The organism is Streptomyces sp. NPDC048600 (genome assembly GCF_055587025.1).
In genome coordinates, this window is sequence record NZ_JBVJGZ010000023.1 from 67,213 (window position 1) to 91,992 (window position 24,780).

The window sequence follows — 24,780 nt, forward strand, 5'->3', positions numbered from 1 at the left end:
CGTGAGGGGCGCACCCGCAGCGGGTGCGCCCCTCACGTGTGCCTGGGTCTCAACAACCCTTTATGAAGGTGTCAGTTGTGACCGAAGCGCTTCTGCCTGCCCTTGCGGGCCACGTCGCCGGGAGTCACCTGCGCCATCCGCTGTTCCGCCTGCTGCTCCATCGAGGACTGCTGTGCGGACTGCTGCATGCGCTCGGACTGCGGCTGCTTGCGCTCACGGTTCTTGTTCTTGGCCATGGTGATCTGCCTCCTGAGGGTGATCTAGGGGCCAGGGCCGCGACCAGATTCACATAGCCTGACAAAGAGCGCATTTCGGATAATTACCGTGTGTGACAGGCGTGGTCGCGGAGTGACGCCCCGAAACGCCACGCCGAAGATCGAGTTCCGGCCGTTAACCCACGCGCGGTCGGGCAGACTCGAAGCGAGCCGCAAGCAAAACTCCCAGGAAGAGGGTGAGTCGTGTGGACCGCTGCATCGTCCTGGTGGACGCCGGGTATCTGCTGGGGGCCGCCGCCAGTCTCCTCGCCGGGGAACCGTCCAGGTCCCGCATCACCGTCGACCACGCGGCCCTCATCCAGGGTCTGCGCGAGCGCGCCGAGTCCGAGACCGAGCGCCCCCTGCTGCGCATCTACTGGTTCGACGGCGCCCCCGACCGCGTCCCCCAGCCCGAGCACCGCAGGCTGCGGGTGATGCCCCGGGTCACCGTCCGGCTGGGAGCCCTGACCCGCAGCGACGGACGCTGGGCCCAGAAGGGCGTCGACGCGGCCATGCACGCCGAACTGACCGAACTGGCCCGCAACCGCGCCTGCTCCGACATCGTCCTGGTCACCGGCGACGGCGATCTGCTGCCCGGCATGATGGCCGCCAAGGAGCACGGGGTCGCCGTCCACCTCTGGGCCGTCCAGGCCGCCGACGGCGACTACAACCAGTCGGAGGACCTGGTCGCCGAGGCCGACGAGCGGCGCGTGCTGGACCGGACCTGGATCACCAAGGCCGTCCGGGCCAAGGAACTGAGCGGGATCTGCGCGCCGCCGCCCGCGCCTCGGCCGGAGATCGCCGCGATCCTGTCCGCACCGCTGCCCGACGCGAGCCTGCCCGGCACCGAGCGGCCCGCCGACGAGCCCGCGCAGCATCCCGCCGCCGGGACGCGGCCCGCCGACCAGGAGCGGGTGCCCGCGCCCAAGGGCGTGCCCACCCCCAAGGACCTCGCCGCCCTGCGCGGACCCGGCACGCACGCCGTGCAGCACCCGGCGAGCGCGACCCTGCGCTGGTCCTCCGACAAGGGCTGGGTCGACCGGCCCGGCGTCGGCGCCGAGCCGCCGGAGATCGCCGCCATGCCGACGCTGGCGCAGCTCACCACGGCCGAGCAGCGCTGGGCCGACCGGGAGGAGGACATCACGACCGTCGGCGGCGACCCGTACGAGGTCGGGCAGGTGTTCGCCCGCCGGTGGATGGCCCGGCTGGGGGACCAGGGGCATCTCCAGCGGCTGTCGGGCATGTACCCGCGCATCCCGCACCGGATCGACGGCGAACTGCTGCGGTACGCGGCCCGCTTCGGGCTGCTGGCCCACAAGGACGACCAGATCGACGAGCACGACCGGTACGCGATCCGGGCGGGCTTCTGGCGCGAGTTCGACGTCCCCACGGCCCCGGAGCACGCGCCCGCCGGGGAGTGAGCCGGCAGGACCCTACGGGCCGTGGCCGGGGAGCGGGGCATGGCCCGTACGGCCGCCGGGGGGCGGTGGCCGGGAAAAGGGTGTACGGGCGGTTTTGCGGTGATGGGCCGCCCCGGGGGCATGTGCGCCGTCCCGACCCCGTAGTCTCGTCCCTTGTGAGTACGCGCGCGGGACATGCCCCTGGACACCCCGGTGATGTGGTGTGCGCGGTGCGCGGGCTGACCAAGACGTATCCGGCGATGCGCGGCCGACGAGGAGTGCCCGCGGTGCCCGAGGTGCGGGCCACCGACGACGTGGAGCTCGACATCCGGCGTGGCGAGATCTTCGGCCTGCTCGGGCCGAACGGGGCCGGGAAGACCACGCTCGTACGCCAGCTCACCGGGCTGATGCGGCCCGACGGCGGGAGCGTGCACATCCTCGGGCACGACATCGTGCGCCACCCGGAGCGGGCCGCGCGCATCCTCGCCTACCTGGGGCAGGAGTCGACCGCCCTGGACGAGCTGACCGTGTCGCTGGCCGCCGAGACGACCGGGCGGCTGCGCGGGCTCGAGGCCCGGCAGGCGCGCGCCGAGCGGGACTCCGTGCTGGAGGAGCTCGGGCTGACCGCGCTCGCCTCACGGCCCCTGAAGAAACTCTCCGGCGGGGAGCGCCGGCTGGCCTGCCTCGCCGCCGCGCTGGTCGGCGAGCGCCCGCTGCTGGTGCTGGACGAGCCCACCACCGCGATGGACCCGGTGGCGCGGCGGGCCGTGTGGTCCGCCGTGGACCGCCGGCGCGCCGAGCACGGTACGACGGTGCTGCTCGTCACCCACAACGTCATCGAGGCCGAGACGGTCCTGGACCGGGTCGCCGTGCTCGACCGGGGCCGGGTGATCGCCTGCGACACACCCGCCGGGCTCAAGGAGCGGGTGGCCGGCGAGGTCCGCGTCGAACTGGTGTGGCGGGACCGGGCGCCGCTGGAGGTGCCCGAGGTCGCGGCGCTGCGCGAGGGGGCCGAGGAGTCCGGCCGCCGCTGGACGCTGCGGCTGGCCCCGGAGGAGGCCCGCGCGGTCGTGGCCACCGTCACCGGCGGTGCCGCGTTCGCCGCGCTGGACGACTTCACCCTGGCCACGCCCAGCCTGGAGGACGTCTATCTGGCCCTGGGCGGGGCCGCGCGGCAGGGGCTGGTGAAGGCGTGAACGGCAGGGCCGCGGTCGCCGTACGGGAGAATGCACGCGTTGGGGCGAGATCCGCAGTGAACCCCAGGAAGGGGAGCAGCGCGAGGTGAGTGTCGTACCCGCAGAGGTGCTGCCGGGCGGTGTCCTGGAGACGGGGGAGCGGGCCGCGGACCCGGCCGAGCTCGGGCCGCGGGCGCGGCTGTGGCCGTCCCTGGCGGCCGTGTACCGGGCGCAGCTGTCCCGGGCACGGGTGGCGCGCATCCCACTGCTGTTCGTGGCGACCTTCCAGTCGGTCGGCATCCTGATCATGATGCGCGGGGTGGTCGACGGCGGCAGCCAGGCCGAGCACGTGGTGGCCGGTTCGGCGGTGCTCGTCGTGGCCTTCGTCGCACTGAACCTGCTGGCGCAGTACTTCGGGCAGCTGCGGTCGACCGGCGGACTCGACCACTACGCGACCCTGCCGGTGCCGCCGGCCGCGGTCGTGCTGGGCGCGGCGGGGGCCTACGCCTCCTTCACCGTGCCGGGGACCTTCGTCACGGCCGCCTTCGGCTGTGTGCTGTTCGGGCTGCCCCTGACCAACCTGTGGATTCTCCTCGCGGTCGTCCCGCTCGCCGGGGCCGCCCTGTCCGGGCTCGGCGCGGCCCTCGGGCTGCTCGCGCCGCGGCCGGAGCTGGCCACCGTGCTGGGGCAGCTCGGCATGTCCGCGGCGCTGCTGCTGGGCGTGCTGCCGCCGGAGCGGATGCCGCAGATCGTGCGGCTGGCCCGTGATCTGCTGCCCTCGACCTACGGTGTCGAGGCGTACGCCCGCACCTTCTCGGCGGATCCCGACTGGGCCGTGGTGGCCGTGGACCTCGCGGTGTGCGCGGGGGTCGGGGGCATCTCGCTGGCCGTGGCGACGTGGGCGTACCGCCGGGCTGCCGTCCGGTGACGCACCGGGCGGGCGGGCCTGGCACGATGTCAGGGTGACCGCACCGTTTACTCCGCCTCCGCCGCCGCACGAGCAGTCGGCGCACAGCCAGTCCCACTCGCCCCATGCCGCATGGCCGCCGCCGTCGGGCGGGGCCGGTCACGACGGGGCGTACGGGTACGGACAGGACGGTCCCGGGATGCGGACGGAGCTGCGTGAGGCCGCCGTGATCACCGTCGCGGTGGCGCTGACCGGAGTGCTGCTCGGCGCGCTGTGGAACTGGCTCGCGCCGCGCATTCCGCTGATCGGCGAGGTGACCGACGGAAGCTGGGTCGTCTACGTCAAGGAGACCGAGGGCGAGCAGGCCATCGGCACCGACGGAACGTTCGCCCTCCTGGGGCTGGCCTTCGGCGTGGTCACGGCCCTGGCCGTCTTTCTCGTCCGCCGCCGGGGCGGTGTCCCCCTGGTCGTCGCCCTCGGCCTCGGCGGCCTGCTCGGCTCGCTGGTGGCCTGGCGTTTCGGCCTGTGGCTCGGCCCGGCCGACGACGTCCTCGCGCACGCGAAGGAGGCCGGACAGGGGGTCACCTTCTCTGCCCCCCTGAAGCTGAATGCCAAGGGCGCGCTCCTGGCCTGGCCCCTGGGCGCCCTCCTCTTCCACCTGGGCCTCACAGCCCTCTTCGGCCCCAGAGACCCCGAACCCCCCATGCACCCCCAACACCACCACAAGTAGCCCCTCCAGCACGCCGGAGGGCCCACAGGGGGCGCGAGGAACCGCACGACAAGCCACCGCCGACGGGGCCTTAAGGGGCGCGGGGAGCTGCGAGACAAGCCACGGACGACCGGGGTCTTGAGTGGCGCGGGGAACCGCGCAAAAAGCCACGGACGACCCGGGCCTTCAGGGGCGCGGGGAACTGCGCGAAAACCACGGACAACCCGCACGCCGGCATCCGCAAGCCCCCCCACCGGGCCTTCAGGGGCGCGGGGAACTGCGCGAAAACCACGGACAACCCGCACGCCGACATCCGCAAGCCCCCCACCGGGTCCGTAGGGGCGCGGGGAACTGCGCGACAAGCCACGGACGACCGGGGTCTTGAGGGGCGCGGGGAACTGCGCGAAAAGCCACCGACCACCCGCGGCCGAACACGCAACCGCAGGCCCCCACCCCGCCCAACCGCCGGACGGCAGTCGGCTACCCCCGCCCGATGCCCGCAAGCACCGCCCCCGTCAGCGAAGCCAGATCCCCGGGAGCCAGCTCCACCTCCAACCCCCTCCGCCCCGCGGACACACAGATCGTCGCGTGCGACGAGGCGGACTCGTCCAGCACGGTGGGCAACCGCTTCCGCTGCCCCAGCGGAGAGATCCCACCCCGCACATACCCCGTCGTACGCTCGGCCAGCGCCGGATCGGCCATCGCGGCCTTCTTCCCGCCCACCGCCGACGCCAGCGCCTTGAGATCGAGGGACCCGGCCACCGGGACCACGGCCACGGTCAGCGCGCCGTCGACGTCGGCCACCAGCGTCTTGAACACCCGGTCGGGGGACACCCCCATCGCCTCGGCGGCCTCCTCGCCGTAGGAGGGGTGGGACGGGTCGTGGTCGTAGGCGTGGACCGTGTACTCCACGCCCGCCGCGGTGAGCGCCACCGTCGCCGGCGTACCGCCCTGCTGCTTCTTCGCCTTCTTCGCCATGTCCTCAGTTCAGACTCGTACGGCCGCGCGTCAGGTCCATCGCCGGCAGGGAGGGCAGATTGCGGATGATCGCCGTCTCCGCGCGCAGGAGCTTCAGCTCGTCACGGAGCCGCGACGCCGTGTCCGGGGCCTGGAGCAGCCGCTGCTTGGTGGGCGTGTCGAGCACCATCGCGGCGGCCACCAGGTAGGACACCACGGACGGTTCGTCGGGCAGTTCGGCCCCGCTCGCGAGGGAGCGTTCGCGGGCGCCGGCCAGCCGTTTCTGGTACTGGCGGAAGGCCCGCAGGGTGCCTTCCGCGAGCGCCCCCGCCTCGTCGCCCGGGTCCTCCGGCAGCGGTTCCAGCTCGGCCATCAGGAACGGTCCCGACGCGTCGACCGAGACCAGCCGCACCCGGGTCGTCCCGGTGGCCAGCACCTCGAACGAGCCGTCGGGCCGCTCCCGGATCGTCGCCGCGTCGGCGATACAGCCCACCCCGTGGAAGGCATTGACGGGATCGGGGCCGAAGCCCGCGGCGGGGCCGCGTTCCGGCACCGCGTTCGGATCGGGCATGCCCGACTCGCTCGGCGCGACCTCGTGGCCGTCGCGGATGGCGACGACGGCGAACCGGCGGGCTTCCTCCTCGGGTGTCTTCAGAAGGGTCTGCATCATGGCGCGATAGCGCTCCTCGAAGACGTTCAGCGGAAGCACGAGCCCCGGGAACAGCACCGAGTTCAGCGGAAAGAGCGGCAGGCGGACGGTGGTCACGGCGCCAAAGCCTAATGGTCGGCGGAGCGTGCGCGTCCGGCGTGCCCGGTGTGCGGATGCCGGGCGCCGCCCAGTTCGACCGCCCGGCCCCCCGCGAGCAGCCCCGCCCGCACCCGTAGGAACACCCCGAGCGGCTCCTCCCCGGCCCGGTCCCAGGGGAAGGACGTGGCGTACGGACCGGTCAGCCGCAGCTGGTCCAGGGCGTCCGCGTACCGGTCCAGCCGCACCAGCACACAGGCCAGCAGATTGCGGATCTGCGCGGGCCACGGGTCGGCCGCCGGGAACCGTGCGGACAGCGCGACGGCCCGGTCGGCGGCAGCGTCCAGCCGGGCGCGCGGCACCTCGGGCCCGCAGCCGTCGGCCAGATACGCGAAGGCGGCCCGTACCGGCAGCGCCTGCACCAGGGAGTCCGGCGGGGCGTCCTGCGCAGCACGGTCGGCGAAGTCGAAGCACTCCGCGTGCGAGCCGTGGTACGACGCGGCCAGATACCGCAGCGCGGCCACATGGCAGCCGTAGTGGTGCGGGGCGCGCCGGACCGCCGCCTCCCACAGCTCGCCGAAGTACTTGTGCCCGGCCCGGGTGCCGCGCGCGTGGTCCAGCGCCAGCCGCCACGGCACCGGGTCGCGGTGGTCGCCGTGCGCGGTGGCCGTGATCGCCGGGCTCACCTCCCGCAGCAGCTCCGCGCGTGCCGGGGACCCCCACACCCGGTCCACCGCGAGCTGCGCGCCGACCAGCAGGGCGTCGGGGTCGAGCGGGGAGGCCGCGCGCCACGCCTGGAACCACTCGGGGCGCGCGTGCGCGAAGAACGCCAGCCGGACGACATACCGGTCGCGCAGCTCCCACTCGCCGCGCGCCCGGGTCCCGGCGAGCAGCAGGGCGGCCGGGGCGAAGTCGCCGCGCCCGGCGCCGACCAGCGCCGGGCCGAGGCGGTCGTCGGGCGCGTCGAGGAGCACCTCGTCGTCGGCCGGGAGTCCGGGGACGGGGTGGGGGACCCGCGCGGGGGGACGGGAGATCCGGGCGGCGCGGCGGAACGGGGGCAGCAGAGCCATGGTGTCGACCATTGAAGGACCGCAGGTCCGGCACGCGCCAGTCCCTGTGGCCAACCCGTCGAAGGTTGTACGCCCGTCGGTCAAGGGCAGGTAAAGACAGTGCTCACCGGTCACCCGGGCCGCAGCAGCCTCGTCGCCCCCGCCGCCACCGTGGTGGCCAGGATCCAGCCCAGCAGCACCAGCGCGGCCCCCAGCCACTGCCAGCCGCCCTGCAACTGCCAGAGCCCCACCTGGCCGAGGTCGATCACCGGCAGCAGCAGGTCGAGGGCGAACAGCGCCGGGTTCCACGGCGGCTCCTCGCCCATGCCCATGGCGCCGCCCCCGACCCCCGTGCCGCTCGCCGGCCGCCCCGCGTACGCGAAGGCCAGCGATCCCGCCGCCCACAGCACCGCCATCCACAGCGCGGCGCGCCCCGGCCGGTAGCCGTAGGCCACGGTCCAGTCCTGGAGGTAGCCCCACACCTTGGGACCCAGCGGCAGCGTCTCGCGGCGGCGCCGCTGCTTGGCGAGCAGCACCTCGCGCGCGTCCTCGTCCTCACCGCCCGCCCGCAGCACCGCCGCCAGCCGCTCGTACGGCTCCGGGCTGTACTCGGCGGTCGCGGCCGCCACCCACGCCAGCCGCTGCGCGGGGGAGAAGGGCCCGTGCGGCACCAGGTTCTCGTAGGCGAAACCCCCTATGTGCAGCCGCCCCGGCCCCGGCCAGCTGCTCGCCCGGTCGACCAGGTTGACGATCCGCGCCCCGGACAGCGCCACGCTGCCGAACTGCGGCGCCTCGCCCAGGAACCGCAGCTCGGGCGTCTGCACCCGGCGCAGCGACAGCTCCTGGTCCTCCGACAGCTCCAGCCGGGCCCGCTCCAGGTCGACGGCGTCCCCGAACCGGCCGTCGTCCAGGCGGGCCCCGCCCACGCACTCGAAGGGGCGGATGCGTGTCCCGCGCGGCGGGGTCACCCCGGTCGGCAGGCCGCTGCCGATGGCCGCCGGGGTCATGTACACCGTCCGCCCGACGGTCAGCTGCGGCGCGTTCAGCGCGAGCCGGGCCTCCGGGTTCACCAGCCGCGCCCCGCGCAGACTCAGCGACACGCCGACGCTCGCGCCGCGCAGACTCAGCTCGCCGTACGACTCCAGCAGCTCTGCCTGGAGGTCCTGGCCCACGCTCATGCCGTCCCCGGTGAGGGAGCGGCCGCGCCGGTCGGGGTGCACGACGGCCTGGTTCAGCATCAGGTCGGTGCCGATGTGGGCGTCGGTGAGCCGGACGCCGCGGGAGAAGCGGCAGCGCGGCAGATGCAGATCGCCCTCGGTGTGCACCCGGGCCGCCTCCAGCCGGGGCACCGCGCAGTTCACCAGCCGTACCGTGGTGAAACGGGCCTCCGGCAGCAGCACCTCGCGGTCGAAACGGCAGCCGTGCAGCTCCACGTAGGGCACCACCGTGCCGCCCGCCAGATCGAAGGGGTCGGTGATCCGCACCCCGGTGAGCTTCAGCGAGGACACCCGCCCGGCCAGCGCGGGCGGCCCGTCCAGCAGCAGCCAGCACACGATCCGGGCCCGTACGGTGCGCTCCGCGCCCCAGACCCGCCCGCCGTGCGGGTCGTCGACGAGCGGATCGCCGCTGCTCAGGTCGTACACGGTGCCGTTGCGGAACGCCTGCCACATGCCCACCTCGGCGGCCGTCAGCTCCTCGGGAGGCTCACCGTCCCCCACGGTCACGGCTGGTCACCTCCCTCCCCGGCAGCACATGGACGCGTACGACGGTGATGCCCGGTGAGTGACGGTCCGAACGCCGATGGTGAAGGTGATGTTCCACGGTCTGTATCAGCCATTGATACGCGCGGACGGCCGGTGACGGCGGTCTGGGACAATGGGCACCGTGATCTCCCGAATCGATCTGCGCGGCGATGCCCTCCCGGAGGGTCCCGCCCTGCGCGACCTGCTGCCCCGAGCCGACTTCGACGTACAGGCCGCCCTCGAGAAGGTGCGTCCCATCTGCGAGGCCGTGCATCATCGTGGCGACGCGGCGCTGATCGACTTCGCGGAGAAGTTCGACGGGGTCCGGCTGGAGCGGGTGCGGGTGCCCGCCGAGGCGCTCACCGAGGCGCTCGACGAGCTCGACCCGGCCGTGCGCGCCGCGCTGGAGGAGACCATCCACCGCGCCCGCCTCGTCCACCGCGAGCAGCGCCGCACCACCCACACCACCCAGGTCGCGCCCGGCGGCACGGTCACCGAGAAGTGGGTGCCGGTCGACCGCGTCGGCCTGTACGCCCCCGGCGGCCGGTCCGTGTACCCGTCCTCCGTGGTGATGAACGTCGTGCCCGCCCAGGAGGCCGGCGTCGAGTCCATCGCGCTCGCCTCGCCCGCCCAGGCCGAGTTCGACGGCCTGCCGCACCCGACGATCCTTGCCGCGTGCGCGCTGCTGGGCGTCGACGAGGTGTACGCGGCCGGCGGCGCCACCGCCGTCGCGATGTTCGCGTACGGCACCGAGTCCTGCCCGCCCGCCAACATGGTCACCGGCCCCGGCAACATCTGGGTCGCCGCCGCCAAGCGCTACTTCACCGGCAAGATCGGCATCGACGCGGAGGCCGGCCCGACCGAGATCGCCGTCCTCGCCGACGACACCGCCGACCCGGTCCACGTCGCCTCCGACCTGATCAGCCAGGCCGAGCACGACCCGCTCGCGGCGGCCGTCCTCGTCACCGACTCGGTGGACCTCGCGGACGCGGTCGAGAAGGAGCTGCAGACCCAGGTCGCGGCCAGCAAGCACGTCGACGACCGGATCGTCCCGGCCCTCAAGGGCAAGCAGTCCGCGATCGTGCTGGTCGACGGCGTCGAGGAGGGCCTGCGGGTCGTCGACGCGTACGGCGCCGAGCACCTGGAGATCCAGACGGCCGACGCGGCCGCCCTGGCCGCCCGGGTGCGCAACGCGGGCGCGATCTTCATCGGCCCCTGGGCACCCGTGTCGCTCGGCGACTACGCCGCCGGGTCCAACCACGTCCTGCCCACCGGCGGCTGCGCCTGCCACTCCTCGGGCCTGTCCGTCCAGTCCTTCCTGCGCGGCATCCACATCGTCGACTACACGAAGGACGCGCTGGCCGAGGTCGCGCACCACGTGGTGACGCTGGCGGAGGCGGAGGACCTGCCCGCGCACGGCGCGGCGATCAAGGCAAGGTTCGGCTGGAAGGTGCCGGAGAGCAAGTGAACGACGTAAGGATCGACGATCTTCCCGTACGGGACGAGCTGCGCGGCAAGACCCCCTACGGCGCGCCCCAGCTGGACGTACCCGTACGGCTGAACACCAACGAGAACCCCTACCCGCTGCCCGAGCCGCTGGTCGAGCGGATCACCGAGCGGGTGCGGGAGGCGGCCCGGCATCTCAACCGCTACCCGGACCGGGACGCGGTCGAGCTGCGCACGAAGCTCGCCGAGTATCTGACGAACACCTCGGGCCACGAGGTGGGCCTCGCCAACGTGTGGGCGGCGAACGGCTCCAACGAGGTCATCCAGCAGCTGCTCCAGACCTTCGGCGGGCCGGGCCGTACCGCGATCGGCTTCGAGCCCTCGTACTCGATGCACGGGCTGATCGCGCGCGGCACGGGCACCGGCTGGATCTCGGGGCCCCGCTCCGACGACTTCACCATCGACCTCGCGGCGGCCGAGAAGGCCATCGCCGAGCACCGGCCCGACGTCGTCTTCGTCACCACCCCCAACAACCCCACGGGCAACGCGGTCCCGGCCGAGACGGTCCTCGCGCTGTACGAGGCCGCGCAGGCCGCCAAGCCGTCGATCGTGGTGGTCGACGAGGCGTACGTCGAGTTCAGCCACGGCGACTCGCTCCTGCCGCTGCTGGCGGGCCGGCCGCATCTCGTCGTCTCCCGCACGATGTCCAAGGCGTTCGGCGCGGCGGGCCTCAGGCTCGGCTATCTCGCCGCGCACCCGGCCGTCGTGGACGCGGTCCAGCTGGTCCGGCTGCCGTACCACCTGTCGGCCGTCACCCAGGCGACCGCGCTGGCCGCGCTGGAACACACCGACACCCTGCTCGGTTACGTCGAGCAGCTGAAGGCCGAGCGGGACCGGCTGGTGAGCGAGCTGCTGGCGATCGGCTTCGAGGTGACCGCCTCGGACGCCAACTTCGTCCAGTTCGGCCGGTTCGACGGCGAGGGCGGCGCCCACGCCGCCTGGCAGAAGATCCTCGACCGGGGTGTCCTGGTCCGGGACAACGGCGTACCCGGCCGGCTGCGGGTCACCGCCGGCACCCCCGAAGAGAACGACGCGTTCCTCGACGCGGTCCGTGCTGTGTTTGCCCCGGGGGCGACCCCCGGACCCCCGGCGGAGAAGAAGGAGCAGAACGCATGAACCGCGTAGGACGCGTGGAGCGGGTCACGAAGGAGACCTCGGTCCTCGTCGAGATAAACCTCGACGGCACGGGCCAGGTCGACGTGGCGACCGGTGTCGGCTTCTACGACCACATGCTCGACCAGCTCGGCCGGCACGGTCTGTTCGACCTGACCGTGAAGACCGAGGGCGATCTGCACATCGACTCGCACCACACCATCGAAGACACCGCCCTCGCGCTCGGCGCCGCCTTCAAGCAGGCCCTCGGCGACAAGGTCGGCATCTACCGCTTCGGCAACTGCACGGTCCCGCTGGACGAGTCCCTCGCCCAGGTCACGGTCGACCTGTCCGGCCGCCCGTACCTCGTGCACACCGAGCCCGAGAAGATGGCGCCGATGATCGGCGAGTACGACACCACGATGACCCGGCACATCCTGGAGTCCTTCGTCGCCCAGGCGCAGATCGCGCTGCACGTGCACGTGCCCTACGGCCGCAACGCGCACCACATCGTGGAGTGTCAGTTCAAGGCGCTCGCCCGCGCCCTGCGCTACGCCTCCGAGCGCGACCCGCGCGCGGCCGGCATCCTCCCGTCCACGAAGGGTGCCCTGTGAACGGCCTCTCCACGGTCCTGATCGTCGTCGGCCTGTTCCTGGTCGGCGGCATCATCTCCTTCGCCAAGCAGGAGATGCCCAAGAGCCTGATCGTGCTGCTCTCCATCGGCGCCGCGATGTGTCTCGCCGCGGGTGTCCTCAGGCTGGAGGTGTGGAGTTGACCACCGGAACCAAGAAGGTCGTCGTCTTCGACTACGGCTTCGGCAACGTCCGTTCCGCCGAGCGTGCCCTCGCGCGCGTGGGCGCCGACGTCGAGATCACCCGTGACTTCGACAGGGCGATGAACGCCGACGGTCTGCTGGTGCCCGGCGTCGGCGCCTTCGCCGCCTGCATGAACGGCCTGCGCGAGGCCCGCGGCGACTGGATCGTCGACCGGCGGCTGTCCGGCGGACGCCCGGTCATGGGCATCTGCGTCGGCATGCAGATCCTCTTCGCGCGCGGCATCGAGCACGGCGTGGAGACCGAGGGCCTGGACGAGTGGCCCGGCTCGGTCGAGCCGCTCCAGGCCGAGATCGTGCCCCACATGGGCTGGAACACCGTCGACGCCCCGGCCGACTCGCAGCTGTTCGCCGGCCTCGACGCGGACGCGCGCTACTACTTCGTGCACTCCTACGCCGTGCAGGACTGGTCGCTGGAGATCAACAACCCGCTCATCGCCGCGCCCAGGGTCACCTGGACGACCTACGGCAAGCCCTTCGTGGCCGCCGTCGAGAACGGCGCGCTGTGGGCCACGCAGTTCCACCCCGAGAAGTCCGGCGACGCCGGAGCCCAGCTCCTCACCAACTGGATCGGAACCCTGTAGAGACATGGCCAAGCTCGAACTCCTCCCCGCCGTCGACGTGCGCGACGGACAGGCCGTCCGTCTGGTGCACGGCGAGTCCGGCACCGAGACCTCCTACGGCTCCCCGCTGGAGGCCGCCCTGGCCTGGCAGCGCTCCGGCGCCGAGTGGCTGCACCTGGTCGACCTGGACGCCGCGTTCGGCACCGGCGACAACCGGGAGCTGATCGCCGAGGTCGCCAAGGCCATGGACATCAAGGTGGAGCTGTCCGGCGGCATCCGCGACGACGCCTCCCTCGCGGCGGCTCTCGCCACCGGCTGTACCCGGGTGAACCTCGGCACGGCCGCGCTGGAGACCCCCGAGTGGGTCGCCAAGGTCATCGCGGAGCACGGCGACAAGATCGCGGTGGGCCTGGACGTACGGGGCACCACGCTCCGCGGCCGCGGCTGGACCCGCGACGGCGGCGACCTCTACGAGACGCTGGAGCGCCTGAACAACGAGGGCTGCGCCCGCTACGTCGTCACCGACATCGCCAAGGACGGCACCCTCCAGGGCCCGAACCTGGAGCTGCTGAGGAACGTCTGCGCGGCCACCGACCGCCCGGTCGTCGCCTCCGGCGGCGTGTCCTCCCTGGACGACCTGCGCGCGATCTCCGAGCTGGTCCCCCTCGGCGTCGAGGGCTCGATCGTCGGCAAGGCGCTGTACGCGAAGGCGTTCACCCTGGAAGAGGCCCTGGAGGCTGTGGCGTCATGACGTCCGAAGCCGTACGGCGTGTGCAGAGCGGAAGTCCCTGGGAAGAGTCCTTCGGTTTCGCGCGCGCCGTCGCGGCGGGCGACCGGGTGGTCGTGGGCGGCACGACGTCCTTCAAGGGACCGGTGCTGTACGGGGAGGGCGACCCGTACGAGCAGGCCAGGGTGGCCTTCTCCAGCGCCCTGGAGGCGATCGCCGAACTGGGGCTCGGGCCCGAGTCGGTGATCAGGACCCGGATGTATCTGACCCACCAGCGGGACGTCGACGAGGTGGGCCGCGCCCACAAGGAGTTCTTCGACGCCGTACGCCCGGTGGCGACCATGCTCGTCGTGGAGGGCTTCGTCGACCCGCGCATCCTGGTCGAAGTGGAACTAGAGGCATACAGAGGAGCCGTGGATTCATGACCCTGGCGGTCCGAGTCATCCCCTGCCTGGACGTGGACAACGGCCGGGTCGTCAAGGGCGTCAACTTCCAGAACCTGCGCGACGCGGGCGACCCCGTCGAGATGGCCAAGGTGTACGACGCCGAGGGCGCCGACGAGCTGACGTTCCTGGACATCACCGCCTCGTCGGGCGACCGCGAGACGACCTACGACGTGGTGCGGCGCACCGCCGAGCAGGTGTTCATCCCGCTCACCGTCGGCGGCGGCGTCCGTACGGCCGAGGACGTGGACAAGCTGCTGCGCGCGGGCGCGGACAAGGTGGGCGTGAACACGGCCGCCATCGCCCGCCCCGAGCTGATCCGTGAGATCGCCGAGCGCTTCGGCCGCCAGGTCCTGGTCCTCTCGGTGGACGCCCGCCGCACGGAGACGGGCTCCTTCGAGGTGACCACCCACGGCGGCCGCAAGGGCACCGGCATCGACGCGGTGGAGTGGGCGCACCGGGCGGCCGAGCTGGGCGCCGGTGAGATCCTGCTGAACTCGATGGACGCCGACGGCACCAAGGACGGCTACGACATCCGCATGATCGAGGCCGTTCGCAAGCATGTGACGGTCCCCGTCATCGCCTCCGGCGGCGCGGGCCGGCTGGCCGACTTCGCCCCGGCGGTCGCGGCGGGCGCGGACGCGGTGCTCGCGGCGTCGGTCTTCCACTTCGGCGATCTGCGCATCGGCGAGGTGAAGAACGCCCTGCGCGAGGCGGGCCACCCCGTGCGGTGACGCCGCCCCCTCGCTGAGGTGAGCCCCGGTCTCGTGGAGGCCGGGGCTCACTTGTGCGTGGTCTGCCGACTGCGCGCGGCCACCCTCTGCGCGGCCTCCCGACCGGGCGCGGCCTCCCGACCGAGCGCGGCCTCAGGACGCAATGCGAAAGAGAAGTTGCGCAAAATCTGTTGTGCAATTTTTCTTTCGCATCTAGGGTCGACGCATGGCCGAGAAGGAGAACCGCCGCATCACCGATCTGGGCACGCTCAAGGCCCTCGCCCACCCGCTGCGCATGAAGCTGTACCGGCTGCTGTTCGTGGCCGAGGCCGCGACCGCCTCCCAGCTCGCCGAGCAGGTCGACGAGGCGGTCTCCCTGGTCAGCTACCACCTGCGCAAGCTCGCCGAGCACGGGCTGGTCGAGGAGGCCGAACCGCGCAGCGGCGACGCGCGGGAGCGCTGGTGGCAGCCCGCCACGGGCGGCGTCACCGTCCGCGACGAGGACTTCCGCGACGCGCCCGAGAAGGCCGCCGCCCATCTCGCGGCCTCCCGGCTCTTCCAGGACCAGCGCTCCGAGATGTACCGCACCTACCTCGACCAGCGCGCCCACTGGGGCACCGCCTGGAACGAGGCGGCCTCCGACTCGGAGTCCCTGCTGCGGCTGACCGCCGCCGAACTGACCGAACTGCAGAAGGAACTGCTCGGCGTCGTCAAGCGGCACGACGACCGGGCGCGCGCCCGCGCGGCCGCCGGTGAGACCGAGGGGCGCGAGAACGTCGCCCTGCACGTGTACGGATTCCCGTTCCGCGTCTGAGGAAGGCACCGCCGTGACCGTCGTGTCCGCACCCGCCGTCGAGCAGCCCGCACCCGACCGCCCCGCCCACCGCGACCCCGGCGTCCTGCGCTGGCTCGGCGCCTACGCCTCCTCCGCCCTCGGCGACAACGTCTACTACCTCGCCCTGTCCTGGGCGGCGGTCCAGGCCGGGACACCCGCGCAGGCCGGGCTGGTGATGTCGGTCAGCGCCGTCCCGAGGGCCCTGCTGATGCTCGGCGGCGGAGTGGTCGTCGACCGGCTGGGCCCGCGCCGGGTCGTCATCGGCAGCGACACCGTGCGCTGCGCCGCCGCCCTGGGCGTGGCCGCCCTGCTGTTCCTGGCCGGGCCCAGCCTGTGGGCGCTGGCCTTGCTGGCCCTTGTCTTCGGTTGTGTGGACGCCGTGTTCATGCCCGCCGTGGGCGCGTTGCCGGCCCGGATCACCGGAAGGGACCAGCTCGCCCGGGTGCAGGGCATGCGCGGGCTCGCCGTGCGCTTCGCGAGCGTGGTCGGCGCCCCGCTGGGCGGCCTCGGCGTGGCCCTGGGCGGTGCCGCGGCCGCGTTCGGCCTGGCCGCCTTGCTGATCGCCGTCTCTGTGCCGCTGCTGATGACCGTACGGGTGCGCGACCTGCCCCCGGACGACGGCGCGGACCCCGCCGGGCGTACGCCCTGGCGGGACCTGCGGGACGGACTGCGCTACATCCGCGGTCACCGTGTCCTCGCCCCGCTGATGGTGGCCATAGCCCTCGGTGACCTCGGCTTCGTCGGGCCGCTGAACGTGGGGCTGACCCTGCTCGCCGAGGAGCGCGGCTGGGGAGCCTCCGGCATGGGCTGGGTGCTCGCGGGGTTCGGCGTCGGCGCGGGCCTCGCCTCGCTGCTGCTCACCGTCCGGGGCCGGGTGCCCCACGCCGGCCGGGTCGCGGGGGCCGCCGTCCTGGCCGGTTGCGTGGCGATCGGCGCCCTCGCCTTCGTGCCCCGGCTCGCCGCAGCCGTCGCGGTGGCCCTGCTCGTCGGACTGCTCGCCGGACTCAGCGGCGCGCTCTGCGGCGCCCTGCTCCAGACGCAGTCCGACCCGGCGTACCTGGGCCGCGTCACATCCGTCGCGAGCCTGGTCAGCCTCGGTCTCGCCCCGCTGAGCATGCCGCTGTCCGCCGCGGCCGTCGGCGTCTGGGGCACCGGCCCCGTCTTCGTGGTCAGCGCGGCCGTGTGCGGCCTCGGCGGCGTCGTCGCCCTGGGCGTCCGCGATCTGCGCCGGGCCGAACTGCCCCGCTGAGTCAGATCCCCAGCTGCTTGCCCGCGTGGAGCTTGGCGATGGCGTCCGGGTCGCCCTCCAGACCCACCGTGGCCGCGCCCTGGCGGCCGTAGAGGTACAGCAGGAGCTCGGAGGGTTCCCCGGTCACCGTGACCACCGGGGTGCCGCGGTGGGCGACCGTCGTCTGGCCGTCGGGGCGGCGCAGGACGAGGCCCGTGGCGGCGCCGCGGCCCATGAGGCGGGCGGTGCGCTCCATCCGGGACCACAGGGCGTCCTGGAAGACCGGGTCCAGATCGCGCGCCGTCCACTCGGGCTGGGCGCGCCGGACGTCCTCGGTGTGGACGTAGAACTCGATCGTGTTGGAGACCTCGTCGATCTGCTTGAGGTTGAACGGGTGAAAGCGCGGCGGGCCGGTCCGGATCAGCTGGATCAGCTCCTCGTAAGGCTTGGCCGCGAACTCCTCCATCGCCTTGTCCAGGCGCGGGGCGAGCTGCTTGATCAGGACGCCGCCGGCGGCGTCGGGGCGCCGCTCGCGCACCACCACGTGCGCGGCCAGGTCACGGGTCAGCCACCCCTCGCACAGCGTCGGGGCGTCGGGACCGGCGGTTTCCAAGAGGTCGGCGAGGAGGAGCCGTTCACGCTTGGCGAAGGTCGACATGCGGAAAGCCTACGACTGTGTGAAAACTCCGCCCAGTGCACGTACCCCGTGGGCGCGCCGGTCCGCACCGGTCGCCGTCCGCCGGACACCGGGTGTCCACACCAGGGTCCGCCCAATGGACACGGCCCGTAACTGTCCGTGCCGCGCGGCACAATGGCTGACATGACCAGTACGCCCCAGCCCAGCGGCCTCGACCCCGAGATCGCCGCGCGTCTCAAGCGCAGCCCGGACGGCCTCCTGCCCGCCATCGCCCAGCAGTACGACACCGGAGAGGTGCTGATGCTGGGCTGGATGGACGACGAGGCGCTGCATCGCACCCTCACCACCGGCCGCTGCACGTACTGGTCCCGCAGCCGCCGGGAGTACTGGGTCAAGGGCGACACCTCCGGGCACTTCCAGTGGGTGAAGTCCGTGGCGCTGGACTGCGACGCCGACACCGTGCTCGTCCAGGTCGACCAGGTGGGCGCCGCCTGTCACACCGGCGCCCGCACCTGCTTCGACGCCGACGTCCTGCTCAAGGACGCCGAGGTCGCCCAGGACGTGTCCGACGGCCCCGCGGCCCAGGATCAGTAAGGTCAGCGCGCATGGATCTCGACACGTTCCGCAAGCTGGCCACCGACCGGCGCGTCATCCCCGTCACCCGCAAGCTCCTCGCCGACGGTGACACCCCGGTCGGGCTCTACCGCAAGCTCGCCGCCGAGCGCCCCGGCACCTTCCTGCTGGAGTCAGCGGAGAACGGCCGCTCGTGGTCCCGCTACTCCTTCGTGGGCGTCCGCTCCGCCGCCACCCTGACGACCCGCGACGGCCGGGCGCACTGGCTCGGCACCCCGCCCGTCGGCGTCCCCGCCGACGGCGACCCGCTGGCCGCCCTGCGCGCCACCGTCGAGGCCCTGCACACCCCGCACCAGGAGGGCATGCCGCCCTTCACCGGCGGCATGGTCGGCTACCTCGGCTACGACATCGTGCGCCGCCTGGAGAAGATCGGCCCCGGCGAGCACGACGACCTGAAGCTGCCCGAGCTGACCATGCTCCTCACCAGCGACCTCGCGGTGATGGACCACTGGGAGGGCTCGGTCCTGCTGATCGCCAACGCGATCAACCACAACGACCTCGACACCGGTGTCGACGAGGCCCACGCGGACGCCGTGGCCCGGCTCGACGCCATGGAGGCCGACCTGGCCCGCCCGGTCGCCCAGCCCCCGGGCGTGCTGCCGCCCTCCGAGCTGCCCGAGTACACCGCGCGATGGGGCGGCCCCGAGTTCCAGGAGGCGGTCGAGGACATCAAGGAGCGCATCCGCGCGGGCGAGGCCTTCCAGGTCGTGCCCTCCCAGCGCTTCGAGACGCCGTGCACCGCGAGCGCGCTGGACGTCTACCGGGTGCTGCGGGCGACCAACCCCTCGCCGTACATGTACCTGATCCGGTTCCCCCACGGGGACGGCGGGGCCTTCGACGTCGTCGGCTCCTCCCCGGAGGCCCTGGTCAAGGTCGAGGACGGGCGGGCCATGGTCCACCCCATCGCCGGCACCCGGCCGCGCGGCGCCACCCCGCAGGAGGACCAGGCCCTCGCCGACGAGCTGCTCGCCGACCCCAAGGAACGCGCCGAGCACCTGATGCTCGTCGACCTCGGGCGCAACGACCTCGGGCGGGTCTGCGAGCCCGGCTCCGTCGAGGTCGTCGACTTCATGTCCATCGAGCGGTACTCGCACGTCATGCACATCGTCTCCACGGTCACCGGCCGGGTCGCCCCCGGCCGCACCGCCTTCGACGTGCTCACCGCCTGCTTCCCGGCCGGCACGCTCTCCGGCGCGCCCAAGCCCCGCGCGATGCAGATCATCGACGAGCTGGAGCCCGCCCGGCGCGGTCTGTACGGCGGCTGTGTCGGCTATCTCGACTTCGCCGGCGACTCCGACACCGCCATCGCCATCCGCACCGCCCTGCTGCGCGACGGCACCGCCTACGTCCAGGCCGGGGCCGGCATCGTCGCCGACTCCGACCCGGTCGCGGAGGACCAGGAGTGCCGCAACAAGGCGGCCGCCGTCCTGCGCGCCGTGCACACCGCCAACCGCCTCGGGGACCGGGCGTGAAACCCTCCGCGCCGACAATGGGGTGATTGTCACGCGAACCCCGGGTGACGAACCACCCGGGGTTGGGGCGATAGTGGACTACGTGACTGCTGCCGTACCTCACCCCCGAACCGAAGCCGCGCGACCCGCCGGGAGCGGCCGCCGCAGCCTCGCCCTGGCCCTGCTGTCCGGCGCGCTCGGCGCGGCCGTGGCGCTGCTGGCCACCCGGCAGCGCTGGGCGGAGGGCACCGCGACCGTGGCCGGCGGCGACTTCCCCCTGACCGCCAGCGGCAGCGACGTCACCGGCGTCCCCGCCGCCCTGGCCATAGTGGGCCTGGCCGCGCTCGTCGCCGTCTTCGCCGTCCGCAGGGCCGGCCGCTTCCTGGTTTCCGGTCTGCTCGCGCTCTGCGGCGCCGGCACGATCGCCGCCGCCCTCGCCGGCGCCTCCGACCGCGCGGCGCTCGACGAGAAGGCCGCCGAGGTCTCCGGCGACACCGCCGCCACGGTCGGCGCCCTCGGCCACACCGCGTGGCCCTACGTCGCCGCCGCCGGCGGTCTGCTGATCCTGCTGGCCGGCCTGCTCGCGCTGCGCTACGGCCGGCTCTGGCCCGCCATGTCCGGACGCTACGAGCGCGCCGGCACCGTCCGGCCGCGCCGCACCCCGACGACCACCGACCCCGACCGCCCCGAGGACCTGTGGAAGGCCCTCGACCGCGGCGAGGACCCCACCGGCACCGAACCGGCGTAGGGCCACGGCGGGCGGGACTCCGGCCCGGGCCACGGGTCCCGATGTGGTGAAACCGACGTGATCGGTTGCCACCCCCGCCTCCGGCACGCGCACGCGTACGGGACAATGGACGACGAGCGTCAGGCTCACCCACGCACACGGCTACGAGGAGCAAGCAATGGCGGACAGCAGCCACGGTCACGGTCACACCCCGGCCGCCTGGACGGGTGTCATCATCGCCTTCATCGGTTTCGGCGTCGCAGGCGCGTTCATGGTGATGGACAATCCGCTCGGTTTCTGGGGCGGCATGGCGATCGTGGTTCTCGCCGGTGTCGTCGGCGTCGGCATGCGTGCCGCGGGCCTGGGTGCCCCCAAGGCGGAGCCGCTGGCCATGGTCAAGGCCCCCGCGGTGACGGCGCCCGTCACCCGTGAGCCGGTGCCCGCCGAGGGCTGAGCCCCCGGGCCGCCCCCGCGCGGCCCGCGTGACACGACGCTCGCGGCACAGCCGCACACCGAAGGGGCGGCCCGGCACCGGGCCGCCCCTTCGCGCGCCCGCGCGCCCCGCCCGGGGCACAATGCGAGACGTGAACGCCGACAGCGGACCCACGGCCCGCACCACACCCCTGCTCCGGCTGGCCGTGCCCGCGGGAGTGCTCACCGCGGTCGCCGGGGCCTTCGCCTACGTCGGCACGGTCGACCCCAACGAGCCGGGCCACTACCCGGTCTGCCCGCTGCTGCGCTTCACCGGTCTGTATTGCCCCGGCTGCGGCGGACTGCGCAGCGCGCACGCCTTCGTGCACGGCGACCTGTCGGCCGCCCTGCACGCCAACGCGCCGGCCGTCGCCGCCTACCTCGGCTTCGCCGTGCTGTGGACCGTCTGGGTGGTCCGCGCGGCGCGCGGCAGGCCGCTGCGGATCGATCTCGGCCCGGCGCACCTGTGGGCGCTGGGGACGTTGTTGCTGGTCTTCACGGTTGTCCGGAACCTGCCCTTCGGCAGCTGGCTCCATCCTTGATCGACCACGGAATGTCCAGGTACTGGGACCGCCGTCAACCGGATGCGAGGCCTACGCCCTCCTCCGGATACCATCGCAGTGACCAATGTTCCACCCCTGGTCGCAGGAACCGCCCACCGTCTGGAAGGGGGCCGCTCGCGTGAGTGTGCTCGACGAGATCATCGACGGAGTCCGTGCCGACCTCGCGGAGCGGCAGGCGCGCGTCAGCCTCGACGAGCTCAAGGAGCGCGCGGCGAAGGCTCGCGCGGCCAAGGACGGCGTGGCCGCGCTGCGCGGCGACGGCGTCAAGGTGATCTGCGAGGTCAAGCGCTCCAGCCCCTCCAAGGGCGCGCTGGCCGCGATCGCGGACCCGGCCGGACTCGCCGCGGACTACGAGGCAGGCGGCGCGGCCGTCATCTCGGTCCTCACCGAGCAGCGCCGCTTCGGCGGTTCGCTCGCCGACCTGGAGGCGGTCCGCGCCCGCGTGGACATCCCGGTCCTGCGCAAGGACTTCATCGTCACGTCGTACCAGCTGTGGGAGGCCCGCGCGTACGGCGCCGACCTCGCCCTGCTGATCGTGGCCGCCCTCGACCAGCCGGCCCTGGAGTCGCTGATCGAGCGCGCCGAGTCCATCGGTCTGACCCCGCTCGTCGAGGTGCACGACGAGGAGGAGGTCGAGCGCGCGGTCGACGCGGGCGCCAAGGTCATCGGCGTCAACGCCCGCAACCTCAAGACCCTGGAGGTCGACCGCTCGACCTTCGAGCGCGTCGCCCCGGAGATCCCCGAGCACATCGTGAAGATCGCCGAGTCCGGCATCCGTGGCCCGCACGACCTCATCGCCTACGCCAACGCCGGGGCCGACGCCGTCCTGGTCGGCGAGTCCCTGGTGACGGGCAAGGACCCCAAGAGCGCCGTCGCCGACCTGGTGGCAGCGGGCGAACACCCGGCACTGCGCCACGGCCGCAGCTGATCACCCGGTAGGGTTTGGGTGATGACTCCGACGACTCCTGTGACGACCACGGATCGGTACGCGCGCCTGGCGCGCGGTTGCCGGCCCCGCGGTTGCCGTGCCCCCGCCCGCCGGGTGCACGGCCGCAGGGTCCGTTACGTCATCGGGGACGAGCCCGGGCAGGTGAACGGCCGTCGATGGCAGCGCGCCCTTTAGGGGCGCGGGGCTCCGTTCGATGTGCGGCTACCGCCGCGTGGGCGCGATCAGCCTCGACAGGCGCGCAGCCCAGTGACAACCCCGCCCCCACGGCGATCAGTGTTCTTCCATCACACTCACCGTGAGGCTCGCGCATGCCCAGCACCTATTTCATCCCCGACCCGGAGGGTCAGGTACCCAGCCCCGAAGGCTACTTCGGGGCCTTCGGCGGCAAGTTCATCCCGGAGGCCCTCGTCGCCGCGGTCGACGAGGTCGCCGTGGAGTTCGAGAAGGCCAAGAACGACCCCGAGTTCGCCCGGGAGCTCGACGACCTGCTGGTGAACTACACCGGCCGGCCCAGCGCCCTCACCGAGGTCCCCCGCTTCGCCGAGCACGCGGGCGGCGCCCGGATCTTCCTGAAGCGGGAAGACCTCAACCACACCGGCTCACACAAGATCAACAACGTGCTCGGCCAGGCCCTGCTCACCAAGCGCATGGGCAAGACGAGGGTCATCGCCGAGACCGGCGCCGGCCAGCACGGCGTCGCCACGGCCACGGCCTGCGCCCTGTTCGGCCTCGAGTGCACCATCTACATGGGCGAGATCGACACCCAGCGCCAGGCCCTCAACGTGGCCCGGATGCGCATCCTCGGCGCCGAGGTCGTCGCCGTGAAGTCCGGCAGCCGCACCCTCAAGGACGCCATCAACGAGGCGTTCCGCGACTGGGTCGCCAACGTCGACCACACGCACTACCTCTTCGGCACCGTCGCGGGCCCGCACCCCTTCCCGGCCATGGTCCGCGACTTCCACCGCGTCATCGGCGTGGAGACCCGCCGCCAGCTGCTGGAGCGCGCCGGACGGCTGCCCGACGCGGCGGTCGCCTGTGTCGGCGGCGGCTCCAACGCCATCGGCCTGTTCCACGCGTTCATCCCCGACGCCGACGTCCGGCTGATCGGCTGCGAACCGGCCGGCCACGGCGTCGACACCGGCGAGCACGCGGCGACCCTGACCGCGGGCGAGCCCGGCATCCTGCACGGCTCGCGGTCCTACGTCCTCCAGGACGACGAGGGCCAGATCACCGAGCCGTACTCGATCTCGGCCGGCCTGGACTACCCCGGCATCGGCCCGGAGCACTCCTACCTCAAGGACAGCGGCCGCGCCGAGTACCGCGCGGTCACCGACGACGCGGCCATGCAGGCACTGCGCCTGCTGTCGCGCACCGAGGGCATCATTCCGGCCATCGAGAGCGCACACGCCCTGGCCGGCGCCCTCGAGGTCGGCAAGGAGCTGGGCCCGGACGGGCTGATCGTGATCAACCTGTCCGGCCGCGGCGACAAGGACATGGACACGGCCGCGCGCTACTTCGGCCTGTACGACACCGACGCCGAGGTCGCGGCCGACGCCGCCGACACCGCCGAGATCGAGGGGGACGCCAAGTGAGCGGGAACATCCGACTGCTGACCGACACCCTCGCGGGCGCCAGGGCCGAGGGCCGCGCCGCCCTCATCGCCTACCTCCCGGCCGGGTTCCCGACCGTGGACGGCGGGATCGAGGCCGTCAAGGCCGCGCTGGACGGCGGCGCCGACGTCGTCGAGGTGGGGCTGCCGCACAGCGACCCGGTCCTGGACGGCCCCGTCATCCAGACCGCCGACGACATCGCCCTGCGCGGCGGCGTCAAGATCGCGGACGTCATGCGCACGGTCAAGGAGGCCTACGAGGTCACCGGCAAGCCGATCCTCGTCATGACGTACTGGAACCCCATCGACCGCTACGGCGTCGAGCGCTTCACCGCCGAGCTCGCCGAGGCGGGCGGCGCCGGGTGCATCCTGCCCGACCTGCCCGTGCAGGAGTCGGCGCTGTGGAGGGAGCACGCCGAGAAGCACGGCCTCGCGACGGTCTTCGTCGTGGCGCCGAGCAGCAAGGACGAGCGGCTGCGCGAGATCACCGCGGCGGGCAGCGGCTTCGTCTACGCCGCCTCGCTGATGGGCGTCACGGGCACCCGCGAGTCGGTCGGCACGCAGGCCCAGAACCTGGTGGAGCGCACCCGCGCCACCACCGACCTGCCCGTCTGTGTCGGCCTCGGTGTCTCCGACGCGGTCCAGGCCGCCGAGGTCGGCGCCTTCGCCGACGGGGTGATCGTCGGCTCGGCGTTCGTCAAGCGGATGCTGGACGCGCCGGACGACGCGGCCGGGATCGAGGCGGTTCGAGAGCTGGCGGGGGACCTCGCGAAGGGCGTGCGCGGACAGGTGTGACGACGGCCCCGGCAGGGGTCCGAAGTCAGCATATTTCGTACAACTCACTCGAACGGGTGGACCTGGGA

At 73.0% G+C, this 24,780-nt stretch carries 29 protein-coding genes; 23 read left to right on the plus strand and 6 right to left on the minus strand.

Features of this window, described 5'->3' with window-relative positions:
• Positions 1-71 precede the first annotated feature (71 nt).
• On the minus strand, positions 72-236 hold the full coding sequence (locus tag ACZ6SQ_RS27525) for a hypothetical protein (protein WP_386380347.1): 165 nt from the start codon (positions 234-236) through the stop codon (positions 72-74).
• Between the two features lie 224 nt (positions 237-460).
• Here ACZ6SQ_RS27525 and ACZ6SQ_RS27530 point away from each other — a divergent pair, with 224 nt between their 5' ends.
• From ACZ6SQ_RS27530 to ACZ6SQ_RS27545, 4 genes are all read left to right on the plus strand, one after another.
• Entirely contained in the window at positions 461-1,675 is a 1,215-nt protein-coding gene (locus ACZ6SQ_RS27530) for an NYN domain-containing protein (RefSeq protein WP_469566589.1), read from the plus strand.
• A 209-nt stretch (positions 1,676-1,884) separates the two neighbouring features.
• Positions 1,885-2,850 carry an ABC transporter ATP-binding protein gene (locus ACZ6SQ_RS27535; protein WP_469566591.1) on the plus strand — a complete coding sequence of 322 codons (966 nt, stop codon included), beginning with the start codon at positions 1,885-1,887 and terminating at the stop codon, positions 2,848-2,850.
• An 85-nt stretch (positions 2,851-2,935) separates the two neighbouring features.
• The gene (locus ACZ6SQ_RS27540; protein ID WP_469566593.1) at positions 2,936-3,757 is read left to right on the plus strand and encodes an ABC transporter permease; all 822 of its coding nucleotides are present in this window, start codon (positions 2,936-2,938) and stop codon (positions 3,755-3,757) included.
• A gap of 34 nt (positions 3,758-3,791) precedes the next feature.
• Positions 3,792-4,466, plus strand: coding sequence for an AAA family ATPase (locus tag ACZ6SQ_RS27545; protein WP_386380343.1), 675 nt, complete (start codon positions 3,792-3,794; stop codon positions 4,464-4,466).
• A gap of 459 nt (positions 4,467-4,925) precedes the next feature.
• Here ACZ6SQ_RS27545 and ybaK read toward each other — a convergent pair whose 3' ends face one another.
• From ybaK to ACZ6SQ_RS27565, 4 genes are all read right to left on the minus strand, one after another.
• Positions 4,926-5,423: a Cys-tRNA(Pro) deacylase gene (gene ybaK, locus ACZ6SQ_RS27550; protein WP_386380342.1), complete on the minus strand. Its 498-nt coding sequence runs from the start codon at positions 5,421-5,423 to the stop codon at positions 4,926-4,928.
• A gap of 4 nt (positions 5,424-5,427) precedes the next feature.
• On the minus strand, positions 5,428-6,168 hold the full coding sequence (locus tag ACZ6SQ_RS27555) for an LON peptidase substrate-binding domain-containing protein (RefSeq protein ID WP_469566595.1): 741 nt from the start codon (positions 6,166-6,168) through the stop codon (positions 5,428-5,430).
• An 11-nt stretch (positions 6,169-6,179) separates the two neighbouring features.
• Positions 6,180-7,229 (minus strand): hypothetical protein, encoded by a 1,050-nt coding sequence (locus ACZ6SQ_RS27560; RefSeq protein ID WP_469566597.1) that lies wholly within the window; start codon positions 7,227-7,229, stop codon positions 6,180-6,182.
• Between the two features lie 98 nt (positions 7,230-7,327).
• Complete coding sequence (locus ACZ6SQ_RS27565) at positions 7,328-8,920, minus strand: oxidoreductase (RefSeq protein WP_469566599.1); 1,593 nt, start codon at positions 8,918-8,920, stop codon at positions 7,328-7,330.
• A 160-nt stretch (positions 8,921-9,080) separates the two neighbouring features.
• Between ACZ6SQ_RS27565 and hisD the strand changes: the two genes are divergently transcribed.
• The 10 genes from hisD to ACZ6SQ_RS27615 all read left to right on the plus strand — a co-directional run bounded on the left by hisD (position 9,081) and on the right by ACZ6SQ_RS27615 (position 16,898).
• Positions 9,081-10,406, plus strand: a complete 1,326-nt coding sequence (gene hisD / locus ACZ6SQ_RS27570) for a histidinol dehydrogenase (RefSeq protein ID WP_469566600.1) — start codon at positions 9,081-9,083, stop codon at positions 10,404-10,406.
• Positions 10,403-11,560 (plus strand): histidinol-phosphate transaminase, encoded by a 1,158-nt coding sequence (locus ACZ6SQ_RS27575; RefSeq protein ID WP_469566602.1) that lies wholly within the window; start codon positions 10,403-10,405, stop codon positions 11,558-11,560. The genes hisD and ACZ6SQ_RS27575 overlap by 4 nt, the downstream gene beginning before the upstream one ends.
• Positions 11,557-12,150, plus strand: coding sequence for an imidazoleglycerol-phosphate dehydratase HisB (gene hisB / locus ACZ6SQ_RS27580; RefSeq protein WP_386380336.1), 594 nt, complete (start codon positions 11,557-11,559; stop codon positions 12,148-12,150). The genes ACZ6SQ_RS27575 and hisB overlap by 4 nt, the downstream gene beginning before the upstream one ends.
• Complete coding sequence (locus ACZ6SQ_RS27585) at positions 12,147-12,311, plus strand: hypothetical protein (protein WP_469566604.1); 165 nt, start codon at positions 12,147-12,149, stop codon at positions 12,309-12,311. The genes hisB and ACZ6SQ_RS27585 overlap by 4 nt, the downstream gene beginning before the upstream one ends.
• Complete coding sequence (hisH, locus tag ACZ6SQ_RS27590) at positions 12,302-12,952, plus strand: imidazole glycerol phosphate synthase subunit HisH (RefSeq protein WP_469566606.1); 651 nt, start codon at positions 12,302-12,304, stop codon at positions 12,950-12,952. The genes ACZ6SQ_RS27585 and hisH overlap by 10 nt, the downstream gene beginning before the upstream one ends.
• A gap of 4 nt (positions 12,953-12,956) precedes the next feature.
• Complete coding sequence (gene priA / locus ACZ6SQ_RS27595) at positions 12,957-13,682, plus strand: bifunctional 1-(5-phosphoribosyl)-5-((5-phosphoribosylamino)methylideneamino)imidazole-4-carboxamide isomerase/phosphoribosylanthranilate isomerase PriA (RefSeq protein ID WP_469566607.1); 726 nt, start codon at positions 12,957-12,959, stop codon at positions 13,680-13,682.
• A complete protein-coding gene (locus ACZ6SQ_RS27600) occupies positions 13,679-14,083 on the plus strand; it encodes a RidA family protein (RefSeq protein ID WP_469566609.1) in 405 nt (134 codons plus the stop codon). The genes priA and ACZ6SQ_RS27600 overlap by 4 nt, the downstream gene beginning before the upstream one ends.
• Positions 14,080-14,835: an imidazole glycerol phosphate synthase subunit HisF gene (gene hisF, locus ACZ6SQ_RS27605; RefSeq protein ID WP_386380331.1), complete on the plus strand. Its 756-nt coding sequence runs from the start codon at positions 14,080-14,082 to the stop codon at positions 14,833-14,835. The genes ACZ6SQ_RS27600 and hisF overlap by 4 nt, the downstream gene beginning before the upstream one ends.
• Positions 14,836-15,040: 205 nt before the next feature.
• Complete coding sequence (locus ACZ6SQ_RS27610) at positions 15,041-15,628, plus strand: ArsR/SmtB family transcription factor (RefSeq protein WP_469566611.1); 588 nt, start codon at positions 15,041-15,043, stop codon at positions 15,626-15,628.
• A 13-nt stretch (positions 15,629-15,641) separates the two neighbouring features.
• Positions 15,642-16,898, plus strand: a complete 1,257-nt coding sequence (locus ACZ6SQ_RS27615; protein ID WP_469566613.1) for an MFS transporter — start codon at positions 15,642-15,644, stop codon at positions 16,896-16,898.
• 1 nt (position 16,899) lies between these two features.
• On the opposite strand, the gene ACZ6SQ_RS27620 is transcribed toward ACZ6SQ_RS27615, so the two are convergent.
• Positions 16,900-17,535 (minus strand): TIGR03085 family metal-binding protein, encoded by a 636-nt coding sequence (locus ACZ6SQ_RS27620; RefSeq protein ID WP_469566615.1) that lies wholly within the window; start codon positions 17,533-17,535, stop codon positions 16,900-16,902.
• Positions 17,536-17,697: 162 nt separating this feature from the next.
• On the opposite strand from ACZ6SQ_RS27620, the gene hisI reads away from it, so the two are divergent.
• From hisI to trpA, 9 genes are all read left to right on the plus strand, one after another.
• Positions 17,698-18,108, plus strand: a complete 411-nt coding sequence (gene hisI, locus ACZ6SQ_RS27625; RefSeq protein WP_469566616.1) for a phosphoribosyl-AMP cyclohydrolase — start codon at positions 17,698-17,700, stop codon at positions 18,106-18,108.
• Positions 18,109-18,119: 11 nt separating this feature from the next.
• Positions 18,120-19,619, plus strand: a complete 1,500-nt coding sequence (locus ACZ6SQ_RS27630) for an anthranilate synthase component I (protein ID WP_469566618.1) — start codon at positions 18,120-18,122, stop codon at positions 19,617-19,619.
• Between the two features lie 73 nt (positions 19,620-19,692).
• Complete coding sequence (locus ACZ6SQ_RS27635; protein WP_469566620.1) at positions 19,693-20,346, plus strand: TIGR02234 family membrane protein; 654 nt, start codon at positions 19,693-19,695, stop codon at positions 20,344-20,346.
• A 157-nt stretch (positions 20,347-20,503) separates the two neighbouring features.
• A complete protein-coding gene (locus tag ACZ6SQ_RS27640; RefSeq protein WP_469566622.1) occupies positions 20,504-20,779 on the plus strand; it encodes an HGxxPAAW family protein in 276 nt (91 codons plus the stop codon).
• A gap of 121 nt (positions 20,780-20,900) precedes the next feature.
• Positions 20,901-21,338, plus strand: a complete 438-nt coding sequence (locus ACZ6SQ_RS27645; RefSeq protein WP_469566625.1) for a DUF2752 domain-containing protein — start codon at positions 20,901-20,903, stop codon at positions 21,336-21,338.
• 139 nt (positions 21,339-21,477) lie between these two features.
• Complete coding sequence (gene trpC / locus ACZ6SQ_RS27650) at positions 21,478-22,287, plus strand: indole-3-glycerol phosphate synthase TrpC (RefSeq protein WP_469566627.1); 810 nt, start codon at positions 21,478-21,480, stop codon at positions 22,285-22,287.
• 21 nt (positions 22,288-22,308) lie between these two features.
• Complete coding sequence (gene trpM / locus ACZ6SQ_RS27655) at positions 22,309-22,482, plus strand: tryptophan biosynthesis modulator TrpM (protein WP_389032264.1); 174 nt, start codon at positions 22,309-22,311, stop codon at positions 22,480-22,482.
• A 134-nt stretch (positions 22,483-22,616) separates the two neighbouring features.
• Complete coding sequence (gene trpB, locus ACZ6SQ_RS27660; protein ID WP_469566631.1) at positions 22,617-23,900, plus strand: tryptophan synthase subunit beta; 1,284 nt, start codon at positions 22,617-22,619, stop codon at positions 23,898-23,900.
• Positions 23,897-24,712: a tryptophan synthase subunit alpha gene (gene trpA, locus ACZ6SQ_RS27665; protein ID WP_469566633.1), complete on the plus strand. Its 816-nt coding sequence runs from the start codon at positions 23,897-23,899 to the stop codon at positions 24,710-24,712. The genes trpB and trpA overlap by 4 nt, the downstream gene beginning before the upstream one ends.
• Positions 24,713-24,780 lie beyond the last annotated feature (68 nt).

Excerpts from the sequence above, each read along its gene's own strand:
- ACZ6SQ_RS27630 (WP_469566618.1), top strand. The coding sequence starts at position 18,120 with ATGGATCTCGACACGTTCCGCAAGCTGGCCACCGACCGGCGCGTCATC.
- ACZ6SQ_RS27525 (WP_386380347.1), bottom strand. The coding sequence starts at position 236 with ATGGCCAAGAACAAGAACCGTGAGCGCAAGCAGCCGCAGTCCGAGCGC.
- ACZ6SQ_RS27645 (WP_469566625.1), top strand. The coding sequence starts at position 20,901 with ATGCGAGACGTGAACGCCGACAGCGGACCCACGGCCCGCACCACACCC.
- trpB (WP_469566631.1), top strand. The coding sequence starts at position 22,617 with ATGCCCAGCACCTATTTCATCCCCGACCCGGAGGGTCAGGTACCCAGC.
- hisF (WP_386380331.1), top strand. The coding sequence starts at position 14,080 with ATGACCCTGGCGGTCCGAGTCATCCCCTGCCTGGACGTGGACAACGGC.
- priA (WP_469566607.1), top strand. The coding sequence starts at position 12,957 with ATGGCCAAGCTCGAACTCCTCCCCGCCGTCGACGTGCGCGACGGACAG.
- ACZ6SQ_RS27620 (WP_469566615.1), bottom strand. The coding sequence starts at position 17,535 with ATGTCGACCTTCGCCAAGCGTGAACGGCTCCTCCTCGCCGACCTCTTG.
- trpM (WP_389032264.1), top strand. The coding sequence starts at position 22,309 with ATGACTCCGACGACTCCTGTGACGACCACGGATCGGTACGCGCGCCTG.
- ACZ6SQ_RS27600 (WP_469566609.1), top strand. The coding sequence starts at position 13,679 with ATGACGTCCGAAGCCGTACGGCGTGTGCAGAGCGGAAGTCCCTGGGAA.
- ACZ6SQ_RS27640 (WP_469566622.1), top strand. The coding sequence starts at position 20,504 with ATGGCGGACAGCAGCCACGGTCACGGTCACACCCCGGCCGCCTGGACG.
- hisI (WP_469566616.1), top strand. The coding sequence starts at position 17,698 with ATGACCAGTACGCCCCAGCCCAGCGGCCTCGACCCCGAGATCGCCGCG.
- ACZ6SQ_RS27610 (WP_469566611.1), top strand. The coding sequence starts at position 15,041 with ATGGCCGAGAAGGAGAACCGCCGCATCACCGATCTGGGCACGCTCAAG.
- ybaK (WP_386380342.1), bottom strand. The coding sequence starts at position 5,423 with ATGGCGAAGAAGGCGAAGAAGCAGCAGGGCGGTACGCCGGCGACGGTG.
- hisB (WP_386380336.1), top strand. The coding sequence starts at position 11,557 with ATGAACCGCGTAGGACGCGTGGAGCGGGTCACGAAGGAGACCTCGGTC.
- ACZ6SQ_RS27560 (WP_469566597.1), bottom strand. The coding sequence starts at position 7,229 with ATGGTCGACACCATGGCTCTGCTGCCCCCGTTCCGCCGCGCCGCCCGG.